This window comes from Fulvivirga marina (assembly GCF_016775155.1).
In the GTDB taxonomy this organism is placed as follows: domain Bacteria; phylum Bacteroidota; class Bacteroidia; order Cytophagales; family Cyclobacteriaceae; genus Fulvivirga; species Fulvivirga marina.
The window spans coordinates 688,068-701,524 of the sequence record NZ_JAEUGD010000066.1 but is presented as its reverse complement, the minus strand read 5'-3'; the positions used below and the strand labels follow the sequence as shown (position 1 = coordinate 701,524).

Here is a 13,457-nt window from a genome sequence, read left to right as displayed (position 1 = left end):
TAGAACTAGTTTATAGTTTTGTTCATGTGGCTTAATTCATCGACGGAGAATACACGATGTATATCCATGATCATAGTAATATCACCATGGTCATTCACAATACCCGTAACAGGAGTTGTGCTTTTGAAACCCTCTATATCGTCAGGTTTTTGTATATTTTCGTCTTCAATCTCCACTACTTCCCTGGCCACATCTACTATGGCACCTATAGAGGTAGTAGCATCTTCCTTATCGCGAACATTTAAGATGAGTATCCGAGTCTTATTGGTTTTTTCTTTTTGCGGAAGCCCGAGTTTAATGCGGGTGTCCAGCAGAGGTAAGATGGTTCCCCTCAGGTTAAAAATTCCCAGCATATACGCCGGGGCGTCAGGTACTCGGGTGTAGTTGTTGAGTTCAACTACTTCGTGTACATAGTTGACGAGGACTGCAAACTTTTCATCCCCCAGCAGAAAGGTGAGGTATGCTTCAGATTTTTTGTCTGTATTCATATACTATCTTTTTTTATATGTCTGGAAAAAAGCCTGTCCGGGTCCAGGACCAGTGCTACTGCTCCATCCCCAAGTATTGCACTCCCGGAAATAAAGTCCTGATCATTATACATGTCACCCATCGGTTTTAAAATCACCTGCATCATGCCTTCGATCATATCCACTGCGATGCCTTTGATCACACTATTGACATTGATGGAAATAACGTCTGATGTTTTTGGGCCACCTTTTTCGGAATGATATTGCTCTCGTAATGAGAGTACCGGCACGGGCTTTTCGTTAATCATGACTTCAGTTTGTATCTTGTTTTTCCGATTGAGTAATGATGTAGGAATACGATCTATCCGCTCAATAACATTGATCGGAATGATGTATTGTGTATCGGCAACTTTTACAAGAAGACCGTCGATAATTGATCTGGAAAGTGGTAATTTTATGTAAAACTGGGTGCCGGAACCGGTGGAACTGGATATTTTAATACTGCCTCTTAGTTCAGAGATCTTCTGCTTTACCACATCCATTCCGACGCCTCTTCCTGAAATGTCAGAAATGGTGTTTGCAGTGGTCAGACCTGGGTGGAAGATAAGATTAAAAGCTTCATCATCAGTTAACTGGGCCTTGCCGTTGATGAGTCCATATTTAATGGCCTTATTGATGATTTTATCCTTGTCAATCCCTTTTCCATCGTCACTGATGACCAGGTTGATAAAGGCACTTGAGCGGAAAGCATGGAGCTTAATGGTGCCATGCTCAGACTTACCTTGGGATTTTCGTTCATCAGGGGGCTCAATCCCATGGTCCACGGCATTGCGTATGATATGCAGGAGCGGTTGTGTCATGGTTTCTATAATGTCTTTGTCCATTTCAGTATCCACACCCTGGGAAATAAAGTTGACCTTTTTTCCCAATGACCTGGAAAGGTCACGAACCAAACGTTTAAACAGGGTAACCAATGTCTCAATCTGTATCAGGCTAATGTCTAGAGAAACCCCCAATAACTGACCGACAACACTTTCTATTTGCTCTGCAACATCATTTAGCGCTATATTATGAGTTTGATGAGCTACATTGAGCAATTGCGATTTTAAAATGACCAGTTCACTGATCTTGTTGAGTAAGTCATCTATTTTGTGTTTTTTTACCTTAATTATGGCTTGCTGATATCCGATAGGTGTAGGTTCATCTTTGCTGTCAGACATGTCAGGCTTTTGGGCCTGATTGTTGATATGCTCAAAGAAAGAATTCAACTGTTTCTTAGTGATCTTTCTATCCAGGAAATTATTAATTTTTGCCGCATAAGCCGGTGTTTCCAGTAGATTGCCAGCTGCCAGTGGCGAAATAATAACTTTACATTCCTGCTCAACAAAAAGGAAATAACTTTCAATCTCTTCCTTCGTAGATACTGTAGCAAGTATCATGTTCCAGTGATCTATAGTTTTACCTTTTTTAACCTCAACAGCTACTTTGGACATGCCTAGGGCCTCAATATCCTTGACAATGTATAGTATTGGATGATTTCCATCAGCTGTAATTTTGATGTTCGGATAGACCTCCACAAGATAGGTGACAAAGGTTGTTTGTGCCGATAGTCTGCTTACCGAATCTATCGCATTACCAGCGATTTCATTTCGTTCCAGGAAGAGCTTGACCTTATCCAGGTGGTTTTTAAGTTCTTTTGGATCCTCTATTTTACTAAGGTTCTTTTTTTGAAGTAGGTCTCGAACTTTATCAAAAGCGTTTAATGTAATGCTTACCAAGTCATCAGAAACTTGCATATGACCATCTCTGACAAGGTCAAAAAGGGTTTCAAGATGATGAGCCAGCTCTCCGATATGCTCAAAGCCAAACATATTGGCAGCACCTTTGACAGTATGCATGATACGAAAGACCTGCTCCAATGGAGCAGAAGCCTGAGGGGTAGCTTCTAATTGCATCAGACCTTCATCGAGTTGGTTCAGAAGGTCTAGTATATCTTCTATAAACTGCTTCTGATTATCGTCCATTGGTACGGGCAAGGTTTTCTGGTTGTGGCTTAAGGGTACCCGTGTGGCTAGCCGGAAAGCAATACACTTTATTTACTTTACCGGAAGGTTTTTTCTTTGGCGTAGTAATCTGACAATTAGAGTCTGGCTTCATATAACGAGCACTTCATTAGGTTTGTGCGAAGGTGCCTGTTCTGCATGATTACTAAGTCAGAAAAACACAGACAAAAAGGTGGATATTTAGATAGACAAAAAGGTGGACTTTTATTAAGTTACTGATAATGAGTTTGTTGATTTGGTTTTGGCATTTTTATTCTCCTTGGTGTGGATATTTATGATCGGGATCAAAAACGGAGGAAATAATAGACAAAATGAAAAGTGGTTATCACATATGAGGATAGCCTGAGATAGAGACATTAATCATATAGCGGAATGACTTTTGTTATTGAATTTACAGGAGGGATCTGGTTAATTTTGAGTAAATATCAAGATCAATTGTGCAATGAAAGAGGAGTATATTAAAACGGAAAAGTCAGTTAAGCAGAATGGCTACACTTTTGTGATTGAGGCGAAAAATGATCATACTGATGAACAATATGAAGCTTTTATAACCATATATAAAGGCAGGATTGAAGTTGGAGGAATAGGAGTGATGGGAAAGAACCATAAGAGAGCTCATTTCCCTTCTGCAGAGGCAGCTTTTGTAGGGGCTGAAAAGTTTCTGGATTTTAACACTTGGGGTACTGGTAAAAGGTCTCAATGATCCCCTAAGCCTATAACATTATGATCATAGAGAACGTTATGCGCTCTATGAAGAACTTGTTGGTAGTTATTCTTTTTTCATTTCTTAATGTCATTGTTTATACACAAAGGGGATATGGTCAGCCTCAAAAGCTTGATGGCGGGTGGCACATTAGTGACCTGCTTTTGCAAAAGTTCGATTCTTCCAAGATTAAAAATCTGTTTAATCAACTTCGGGAAGGGAATCATGAGATTCATAGCATTGTAGTGGTGAAAAATGATGAAATCATTATTGAAGAATATTTTGATAATAATAAAGTTAACACCACTCATGATCTGAGGTCGGTGACTAAAAGCATCACGTCGGTTTTAACAGGAATTGCGATCAAAGAAGGCTTTATAGATCATATCGACGACCCTGTTAGTAAGTATGTAAAACAGCCGGTGCCTCAAAAGAACCGAGATGAAAGAAAAAGCGATATAACAATCAGGCATCTATTGACCATGTCAACCGGGCTTGATTGTAATGATTGGGATAAAAGTTCGAAAGGAAGGGAGGATAAGGTTTATAGGAAAAGCGATTGGTTGCAATATTTTATGAACCTGCCTATGATCAATGCCCCTGGAACGGTTTCCAATTACTGTACGATGGCACAGGTTATGGTGGTCGAAGTCATATCCCGATCATCTGGAATGTCTATTGATAAATTTGCTAAAGAATATTTGTTTGACCCATTACAGATCAAAAATGTAAGGTGGGGGCATACATCTGATGAAAATGTTATTTCCGCAGCTAAAAGGTTATACATGACTTCTCGGGATATGGCCAAAATTGGCCAATTGGTCATTAACAACGGCAGGTGGGATGGGGAACAAATTGTATCTGAAGCATGGATAGAAGAATCTACAACTGCCAAAACCAAGATTGCCGGGATTGATTACGGTTTTTTATGGTGGAACCTCCCATTTCATATCAATGAGCACATAACAGTATCTAAAGTTGCCACTGGCAATGGAGGACAATATATTTTTATTTTTCCTGAATTCAATATGGTAGCAGTATTTACCGGGGGTGCTTACAATTCTTCAGATGACAAACTACCTTTTGCCATAGTACAGGATGTGCTTTTGCCAACTTTTGCGATAGGGAATAAGTAGACCCGGTTCAAGGAGGAAAGGTGCTGGCTCAAAAGTCATTTTTCTACCGTCATTCCGAACTTGCTTCAGAATCGTCTTATTATTTTCTGCGCATTTCAAAAGCTTCCAAATCAAGTATGAAATGACGAATAAGGTTTTGAGCCAGCCTCTTCTAAATGATATTGTAATTCGATCTCATGATTATTTTTTAATTACCGTCTGGATAAAGCTGCCCTGATCAGTTACCATTTTTAAAATGAACTGTTTGCCATACTCGGCTATGTTAATGGTAACTGATTGATCAGATACTACTGGTTTATCGATCGACTTAATCAATTTGCCTTGCATATTGTAGAGTTCAAGGCTTAACGGCGTACCTGACTGACCAATATTGATGAATAGTTTATCTTCAAAAGGATTAGGGTACACCAGAAAGTCACTAGTGTTTACATTAGGGGTGGCAGCATCATACATTCTGGTGCTTGAAGCATTATTATTAACCTGTATCAAAAGCCATTGAGCATTCGGGTGATTGGTATTGGCATATTGCTTACAATCAGCACCATTGGCACTTTGGCCATAACCATCTAAAAACATTCCTGAGGATCGGTTTTTGATTCTGTAATAGTCTCCATCATATTTTTGTAATGACCAGTGCGAGTTTCTATGAGTAGTGTTGGCCCATTGCCCACATGCAGCACCGTTGGTAGTTGACCCTAAACCATCAAGGATCATTCCCGTGCCACGGTTTACAAATTGGTAATAGCCATTGCCAACGTCTACCAGTTTCCAATGTGAGTTTACATGTGTTGTATTGGCATATTGCCCGCAGGCGCCTCCATTGTTTGTTCGGCCCATGCCATCTAGTAACAGGCCGGTGGAACGGTTTTTTAGTTGATAGTAATTAACATTATTAACCGTGATCTGACCGCTGTGGGAGGCAGTAGTCAGGCCTCCGACTGTAGATACAGTATAATTGAATATCCCTGCTTCTATAGGAGTGCCACTAAAGGTAACAGTTTGATCACCCGTGTTGATTGTAGTACTAATACCCGACGGAAGACCGGATACAGTTACTGAAGTAGCGTTAGTCCATGAATAATAAAAACCTTCAATGGTACTACCCAGGTCGACTGTCTGTATTGAAGAGCCTGCTCCGTGCTTTTGAAGAGTGGCTGCAGGAGGAGAAGGGTTCCAGTTGTCAGTACCAGCCAGAACTGTGGCTCTTTCATACAAAGCAGCCTCGGCATCCGTAAGAGCCCTTATACCTGCCCAATTAGCTCTGCCACTCATATCAGCACCACCACCAGTATTTTTGTACTCGTATAGTTCCAGTTTGTCAGAAGTGGCTGCATAATCCATATTCCATGTAGTAGGCCACCCTTCCGGATTGATCATAGAAGTCATATCACAGTACAGCCATGCTACTTTAGGGTAATTATGCCATGGTCTTCCAAATGCTATTTTGTTGCCATCGTCACCATTTCTGGGACTGTTGTCTGCATATGTTACACTGCATTTATAGAAAACAAATCCATACTTCTGGCTCTCAGCAGTAGATGGGGCAGTTATCCAGCCACCTCCCCAACTTCTAATCTCACACGCTTCGAAAAAGGCGACGCCACCTCCGTAAATGTAGTCGGTCCTGCCAACGATCAGACACCCGTTAAAGTAAGCTCTTTTACCTACGTTCCAGAAATAAATAGTATCCTGATAACTTTTTAGATCACAATTCAAAAAGACCACTTTGTCTGCCTGAACAGTAATGGCCTGAGCCTGTCCAACAGGACCTGCTGTGTTTTGGATTGTAAGATTCTCTGCTTTAAAACCATCACCTTTGATGGTGAGGGTTGCAGAGGTTCTGATGACCTCTGCTGGCCAGAGGGCAGCATCGTCTACCGGACACTTACCACTTCCTTCACTACAGTTATAGATGTGATAACTAATAATAGTACTTGTCCTGTCTTCGCCCTGAATTGTTACATTTTTCTTCTCGCTGGGAATGATGAGTTTTTCCGTGTTATACAGCCCGGACTTGATGTAAATAACAGTTCTGGTAGAACTGTTATCCGGTACTGAGTTAATTGCTGCTTGAATGGAGGTGTAGTCCCCGGATCCGTCTTTAGCAACGATAATATCTGCGTCTTCTTGGGCTGCATACCCCGAACAGAAAAATAGCCCTATACAAATGAAGGCCATAATGAATTTTACTGATTTTCTTAAAATCATCATAGGTTAAAGGGTTAGGTTGAATAAATATGACTTGTATTAGGGGGGACTCAAAGCAGTTTTTACCTTGAATATATTTCTGAATATAGAATTGTAATCGATTAAATAAAATAATTTCGCAAAAAAATGTTTAGGCGCTTAGTCATGTACTTTACTGTGAACAATATAGCAATATGGAGTATAAGCCAGATACATGCATGATGTTAGTCGCTACCGTCATTAAAATTTCAGATACTTAATGCACTGGTTTAGCCCTGTTTTATTAGTAGAGTAAAAGGTGAAATTCAGCATGATGATACTTGATGTGTTAAAAAATGATGCTTAATATCGATTTAATTATAATATGATTGTCGTAATTGTGCCAGTAGTTACGCTCTCTTTTGCTAATTGACAAATAAGGATACTTTGAGAAGAAAACCCTCTTAACATTTGAGGCGCGTATAGTCTCTTTAAATATTATGAGGGAAGTGAATGTTTAATCGATAGATAAATGATTAAAGTGTTGAGTTTCCGTTTTCTATTGATAGAAACTATGTCTTGTCCTGTCTGTTTTAAAATGGCTACGGACAGTTTTAGCTTCACTTTTTTATCAAACTTTGAAAACCTTAGGAATTATTTTATATATTTGAGTAATCGATTACACTAACTTTTAATTATGACTAATTCAGATTTTAGATACGCTACAAACCCGGTGGATGCGAGACGATATGGTACCAGCGAACTAAGAGAACACTTTTTAATTGATGACCTGTTTGTTTCAGGTCAGATTAACCTTACCTACTCAATGTATGACAGGTATATCGTTGGTGGTGCTATGCCTGCCAATGAAAAGGTGCAGTTGGAAACTATTTCTCATTTGAAATCTGATTATTTTCTGGAGAGAAGAGAATTGGGGGTTATTAATGTAGGAGATAAGGGACTGGTTATTGTTGACGGCATGGAATATGAATTGGAGAAAAAAGAAGCCCTATATGTGGGGAGAGGAAGTAAAGAAGTGTCTTTTGCTAAGGTAGGGGAAGGACAACCGTTGTTCTATCTCAACTCTGCTCCCGCGCACAAAGAATGCCCTACCCGTAAAGTTGGAAAGAAAGATGCAGAGGTAGTTCACCTGGGAGATGATCTCAATTCTAATAAACGAATAATAAATAAACTCATCGTTAACAGCGTGGTGGAAACCTGTCAGTTGCAAATGGGGCTGACCGAACTTTTGCCGGGCAATGTATGGAACACCATGCCTGCGCATACGCATAGCAGGAGAATGGAAGCTTACTTTTATTTTGATTTGAAAGAGGGGCAAACTATCTCACATTTTATGGGTGAACCTCAGAATACCAGGCATATTTTTATGCACAACAATCAGGCGATACTCTCTCCCGAATGGTCCATACACTCTGGAGTAGGAACCTCCAATTATTCCTTTATATGGGGAATGGCAGGTGAAAACCTGGACTATAGTGACATGGATACTTGCGAACCTCATGAACTTAGATAGAAATGATGAACTTATTTGATCTTACTAATAAAATTGTCTTGGTAACAGGCGGTACTCATGGCTTGGGCATGGCTATGGCTGAGGGGCTGGCGTCAGCCGGAGCAGAACTAGTGATTAGTAGCACAACCCCTGAAAAATTGGAAAATGCCCTTGGCTATTATAAAAGTAAAGGGTATAAAGCGACCGGTTACATATTTGATATTACCGATGAAAAACTAGCTTCTGATCAGGTAGAGAATATAGAAAAGGAAGTGGGAGAGATTGACATCTTGGTCAATAACGCAGGAATTATTAAGCGTGAGATGGCTGTAGATATGGCCATAGCTGACTTCAGAAGGGTTATTGATGTAGATCTGGTTGGAGCATTTATCATGTCTCAGCTTGTAGGAAGCAGAATGATAGCCCGCGGTGGAGGAAAAATAATCAATATATGCTCTATGATGAGCGAGTTAGGAAGAAACAGCGTAACTGCTTATGCAGCAGCTAAGGGTGGGTTGAAAATGCTGACGAGGAACCTTGCCACTGAGTGGGCCAAATATAATATACAGGTCAATGGAATAGGGCCTGGCTATTTCGCGACTGCGCAAACAGAGCCTATACGTGTGGATGGACATCCGTTCAATGAATTCATTGTGAACAGGACTCCTGCTGGACGATGGGGAGAACCTTCAGACCTGGCAGGAACGGCCGTCTTTCTGGCATCTGAAGCCAGTAACTTCGTTAATGGTCAGATTATTTATGTAGATGGAGGAATATTAGCAACTATAGGTAAACCGGCAAATGAAAAGTAATACAACAATACAATCAGTTAATGGCAGAAAGGCACTCATTCATTCCGGTTTCCTTTTGGAAAATCGCTATGCAGAAGAGCTATATCATGACTTTGCCAGCAAAATGCCCATTATCGATTATCATTGCCACCTGTCTCCTGCAGATATTGCCAATGATAGAGTTTTTGACAATATAGCTGAGGCGTGGATACATGGAGATCATTACAAATGGCGGGCAATGCGCACTATGGGAGTCGAAGAAAAGTATATTACCGGAGGTGCTGCTGACGTAGATAAATTCAGGAAATGGGCTTCAGTTGTGCCCTATACCATGCGTAATCCACTTTATCATTGGACGCACTTGGAGCTGGCCAGATATTTTGATGAATATAAACTGCTCAATGAGAGTACTGCTGCCGACGTGTATGAGGCAACATCTGGACTTTTAAATACTCCTGAGTATAGTTGCCAGAACTTGCTGAGTAAAATGAATGTGGAGGTGGTTTGTACCACAGAGGATCCTATCGACACTTTGGAGTATCATCAAAAAATGAAACAAAACGGGCATGTCTTAAAAATGAGTACGGCATTCAGGCCCGATAAGGCCATTCTTATTGATAATCAAGCATACAACGATTACATAGATAAGTTGGAAGAGGTATCTGATATTTCTATAAATTCATTTAAGGATATCTGCGATGCTTTAAGCAAGCGTATGCAATATTTTCATAGCAATGGTTGCAGGCTGTCTGATCATGGCCTTAACCATATGTATTTTGAGCCTTCTACCGATCAGGAGATCGATGCGATATTTAAAAAGAGAAGGTCAGGAAATTCATTATCAGATTCAGAAGCATTAAAATTCCATTCTGCTATTTTATTGTTCCTGGCGGAAGCCTATCATGACTTGGGCTGGGTGCAGCAATTTCACCTAGGGGCGCTAAGGAACAATAACAGCAGAATGAATAATTTGTTAGGGCCTGATACGGGCTGGGATTCTATCGGGGATTTTTCTCAGGCTTCAGCACTGTCAAGGTTTCTTAATGCTTTGGATGAAAAAGATAAATTGGCTAAAACAATCATTTATAATCTTAACCCGGCAGATAATGAAGTTATGGCCAGTATGATTGGCAACTTTAACGATGGAAAAGTAAAAGGCAAGATGCAGTTCGGCTCAGGTTGGTGGTTTCTGGATCAAAAAGATGGTATTACCAAGCAGTTGAATGCACTATCTAATATGGGCTTACTTAGCTGCTTTATTGGTATGCTCACGGATTCCAGAAGCTTTTTGTCATTTCCAAGACACGAATACTTTCGTAGGGTATTGTGCAACATTCTAGGAGACGAGATTAACAGAGGTGAACTGCCAGCTGATATGGAATGGATAGGTAAAATGGTTCAGGATGTCTCTTACTACAACGCGAAAGAGTATTTTGAATTCTTATAACATACGATTATAAATTATAAACCGGCTGACTGTTGAAAAAAGTAGTTGCTATAGGCGAGGTATTGTTAAGGTTATCCACAAAAGAATATTTGAGGTTTTCTCAGGCTCATGGTTTCAATGCTGATTACGGAGGGAGCGAGTTAAATGTAATTTCGACCCTTACCAATTTTGGGATGGAGTCAGCATTTGTGACAAGGTTGCCCGACAATGATATTGGGGATTGTGCTCTGGCTCAAATTCACCAGCATAAAATTTCAACAGATCATATTGTAAGGGGAGGAGACCGTATGGGAATTTATTTCCTCGAAAAAGGAGCCTCTCTTCGTGGTAGTAAGGTAGTTTATGACCGGGCTTTTTCATCGTTCTGTACTATTGGAAAGGGCATGGTGGACTGGAAGGCTGTTTTTAAGGATGCTGGATGGTTTCATTGGTCAGGAATTACCGCCGGGGTATCTCAGGGGGCTGCCGACCTGTGTATGGAGGCTATTGAAGAAGCTAACCAAATGGGGTTGACCATATCAACAGACTTTAATTACCGAGCCAATCTCTGGAATTATGGGAAATCGCCAAGCGAGATCATGGAAAAGATGGTCGCTATGTGTGATGTTGTGCTGGCGGGAGATTACGCTTCAAAACAATATTTTGGTATAGAGCCATCGGGCAACACTGAACAGACACGACAGGTATCACTTTGTCAGGAGTTGATTAGGAAATTTCCGAAGGTAAAGAAGGTAGCGGTTACCAACCGGGGTACGATCAATGCATTACATAACACTTGGTCGGCGGTGCTGTATAGCGGTAAGCAGCTTTACAATTCAAAGCCTTATGACATCACCTATATTGTTGACCGAATTGGAGCCGGAGATAGTTTTATGGGCGCTCTTATTTATGGCTTATGCCATTTTGACGAGCAAAGAGCCCTTGATTTTGCCGTTGCAGCTTCTTGCTTGAAACACACTATTTATGGAGATACCAATTTAGTTTCAAAAGAAGAAGTGCTAAGCTTAATGGCAGGCAATAATTCTGGTCACGTAAAAAGATAAAAACGACATGAGTAGATTTTCAAGGATTGAGGTATTCTCACAAATGGAAAAAACAGGCTTAGTGCCCCTGTTTTTTCATGAGGATGCCCATGTGGTGAAACAGGTGGTTAAAGCATGCTACCTTGGAGGTGCCCGACTATTTGAATTTACTAGCAGAGGTGACTTTGCCCATGAGGTTTTTGCTGATCTAGCAAAATTCTGCCAAGAAGAATGTCCTGATTTAATGCTTGGGGTGGGTTCGGTTACAGATGCTGCTGCTGCATCACTTTACATGCAAATGGGTGCAAACTTTGTAGTTACCCCTGTATTTCGAGAGGATATAGCTATAGCATGCAATAGAAGAAAAGTGTTGTGGTCACCGGGTTGTGGTACACTTACTGAGATTGCCAAAGCCGAAGAGTATGGGTGTGAGTTAGTTAAGCTGTTTCCGGGAGACGTATACGGAGCAGAGTTTGTAAAGGGCGTCAAAGGACCTTGCCCATGGACTAATATTATGCCTACCGGGGGTGTTTCGCCTACTGAAGAAAACCTGAGATACTGGTTTGAAGCAGGAGTAAGCTGTGTAGGAATGGGATCTCAATTGGTGCTGAAGAGTATCGTTAGCAGTGGTGACTATAAAGCATTGGAACTTAAAGTAAGAGATACTTTAGGCATTATTCAAAAAATTAAGGGTAGTTAATATAATATGAGGCGTGCGTTTACCATATGGCTAACCCTTGTTGCACTAATAGGCGCAAACGGTTGCAATCAGCAGAAAAAGACCAGGACCGTTAAATTGGCTCATACGCTTGATGTAAGTCATTCAGTACACCAAGCCATGGTCAAAATGGGAGAGGATCTGGAAGAGCTTTCAGGTGGAAAATTAAAAATTGAGATCTATCCCAATCAGCAATTGGGTACTGAGCGAGAGTGTCTGGAATTACTCCAAATTGGCAGTTTGGGTATGACAAAAGTGTCGGTTGGAGTATTGGAAAATTTTGCTCCAGGTATGAGAGTGTTAGGGTTACCTTTTTTGTTTCGCGACAGAGAGCACGCTTTTAAAGTGTTGGATGGCCCCATAGGACAAGAGTTACTTAATGAGGGCGAACAATACTGGCTCAAAGGGTTAGGATATTATGATGCCGGCTGTAGAAGTTTCTATACCAAAGAGCGCCCGGTTAACCAGCCAGATGATCTCAAAGGTTTAAAAATCAGAGTGATGGAAAGTGTTACAGCCATGGATATGGTGACGAGCCTGGGAGGTTCTCCAACACCTATATCATGGGGAGAATTGTATACCTCGCTCCAGCAAGGAGTGGTTGATGGTGCCGAAAACAATCCACCAAGCTTTTACTTGTCACGCCACTATGAAGTTTGCAAATATTATTCACTTGATGAGCATACTTTACTGCCCGACGTACTGGTAATAGGCACCCATCTTTGGAACAGACTGACACCAGAGGAACGAACATGGCTAAAACAGGCTGTAGATAAATCAGTAAAATACCAGCGAGAACTATGGGCTATATCTGAGACCGAAGCTCTGGAGATGGTTCAGAAGGCCGGTGTCGAGATCATCAGACCTGATAAGAAGCTGTTTGCCGGAAAGGTGGAGGGAATATACGAAGGCTACAAAAAGGATAAGAAGCTCTATGAAATCATCAGGGAAATCCAATCAACACACTAAGTTATGGAGTTAAGAGCTAAAATAGATAAAATACTTGCCAACACACTCATCCTGATTATGGCATTGATGGTGATCAATGTACTATGGCAGGTCTTTAGTCGATACCTGATGGACTCTCCAAGTTCCTTTACAGATGAGTTGGCCAGGTATTTAATGATCTGGGTAGGGATACTTGGTGCGGCCTATGTTTCGGGCAAACAGGGCCATGTAGCCATAGATGTGTTGCTTCGAAAACTTAATGCGGCCCAACAAAAGCGGTTGAGAATATTTATTGACCTGCTCGTTAGTTTGTTCAGTTTGTGCGCACTTGTAATAGGGGGAGGAAGGCTGGTATATATCACCTATGTACTTGAACAGTACTCTCCGGCCATGCAACTGCCATTGGCAGCCGTGTATGCGGTTATCCCAATCAGTGGCATCCTGATCATCTATTATAAGCTATACGATATGATAAATCATTAA

General features: G+C 41.0%; 12 protein-coding genes. 9 read left to right on the top strand and 3 right to left on the bottom strand.

From position 1 onward, the window contains the following. Positions 1-5: 5 nt before the first annotated feature. Together JMN32_RS23415 and JMN32_RS23410 are read right to left on the bottom strand one after the other, a co-directional pair. Positions 6-488: a chemotaxis protein CheW gene (locus JMN32_RS23415; RefSeq protein ID WP_202858813.1), complete on the bottom strand. Its 483-nt coding sequence runs from the start codon at positions 486-488 to the stop codon at positions 6-8. Beyond that, positions 485-2,491 (bottom strand): chemotaxis protein CheA, encoded by a 2,007-nt coding sequence (locus JMN32_RS23410; protein WP_202858812.1) that lies wholly within the window; start codon positions 2,489-2,491, stop codon positions 485-487. The genes JMN32_RS23415 and JMN32_RS23410 overlap by 4 nt, the downstream gene beginning before the upstream one ends. Before the next feature lie 481 nt (positions 2,492-2,972). On the opposite strand from JMN32_RS23410, the gene JMN32_RS23405 reads away from it, so the two are divergent. Beyond that, positions 2,973-3,233 (top strand): hypothetical protein, encoded by a 261-nt coding sequence (locus tag JMN32_RS23405; protein WP_202858811.1) that lies wholly within the window; start codon positions 2,973-2,975, stop codon positions 3,231-3,233. 20 nt (positions 3,234-3,253) lie between these two features. Continuing rightward, a complete protein-coding gene (locus JMN32_RS23400; RefSeq protein WP_202858810.1) occupies positions 3,254-4,369 on the top strand; it encodes a serine hydrolase domain-containing protein in 1,116 nt (371 codons plus the stop codon). 180 nt (positions 4,370-4,549) lie between these two features. Here the strand turns inward: JMN32_RS23400 and JMN32_RS23395 are convergent, their stop codons facing one another. Beyond that, complete coding sequence (locus tag JMN32_RS23395; protein WP_202858809.1) at positions 4,550-6,580, bottom strand: pectinesterase family protein; 2,031 nt, start codon at positions 6,578-6,580, stop codon at positions 4,550-4,552. Positions 6,581-7,232: 652 nt separating this feature from the next. Between JMN32_RS23395 and kduI the strand changes: the two genes are divergently transcribed. From kduI to JMN32_RS23360, 7 genes are read left to right on the top strand one after another with little or no spacing between them, the layout of a single operon-like run. Beyond that, the gene (kduI, locus tag JMN32_RS23390; protein WP_202858808.1) at positions 7,233-8,069 is read left to right on the top strand and encodes a 5-dehydro-4-deoxy-D-glucuronate isomerase; all 837 of its coding nucleotides are present in this window, start codon (positions 7,233-7,235) and stop codon (positions 8,067-8,069) included. A 2-nt stretch (positions 8,070-8,071) separates the two neighbouring features. After that, on the top strand, positions 8,072-8,860 hold the full coding sequence (locus JMN32_RS23385; protein ID WP_202858807.1) for a gluconate 5-dehydrogenase: 789 nt from the start codon (positions 8,072-8,074) through the stop codon (positions 8,858-8,860). Next, positions 8,850-10,286 carry a glucuronate isomerase gene (gene uxaC, locus JMN32_RS23380; protein ID WP_202858806.1) on the top strand — a complete coding sequence of 479 codons (1,437 nt, stop codon included), beginning with the start codon at positions 8,850-8,852 and terminating at the stop codon, positions 10,284-10,286. The genes JMN32_RS23385 and uxaC overlap by 11 nt, the downstream gene beginning before the upstream one ends. Positions 10,287-10,318: 32 nt before the next feature. Further along, positions 10,319-11,329 (top strand): sugar kinase, encoded by a 1,011-nt coding sequence (locus tag JMN32_RS23375; RefSeq protein WP_238354598.1) that lies wholly within the window; start codon positions 10,319-10,321, stop codon positions 11,327-11,329. Between the two features lie 7 nt (positions 11,330-11,336). Then, positions 11,337-12,008, top strand: a complete 672-nt coding sequence (locus JMN32_RS23370; protein WP_202858805.1) for a bifunctional 4-hydroxy-2-oxoglutarate aldolase/2-dehydro-3-deoxy-phosphogluconate aldolase — start codon at positions 11,337-11,339, stop codon at positions 12,006-12,008. Positions 12,009-12,014: 6 nt separating this feature from the next. Next, positions 12,015-12,995 carry a TRAP transporter substrate-binding protein gene (locus JMN32_RS23365; RefSeq protein WP_202858804.1) on the top strand — a complete coding sequence of 327 codons (981 nt, stop codon included), beginning with the start codon at positions 12,015-12,017 and terminating at the stop codon, positions 12,993-12,995. A gap of 3 nt (positions 12,996-12,998) precedes the next feature. Then, positions 12,999-13,457 (top strand): TRAP transporter small permease, encoded by a 459-nt coding sequence (locus JMN32_RS23360; RefSeq protein ID WP_202858803.1) that lies wholly within the window; start codon positions 12,999-13,001, stop codon positions 13,455-13,457.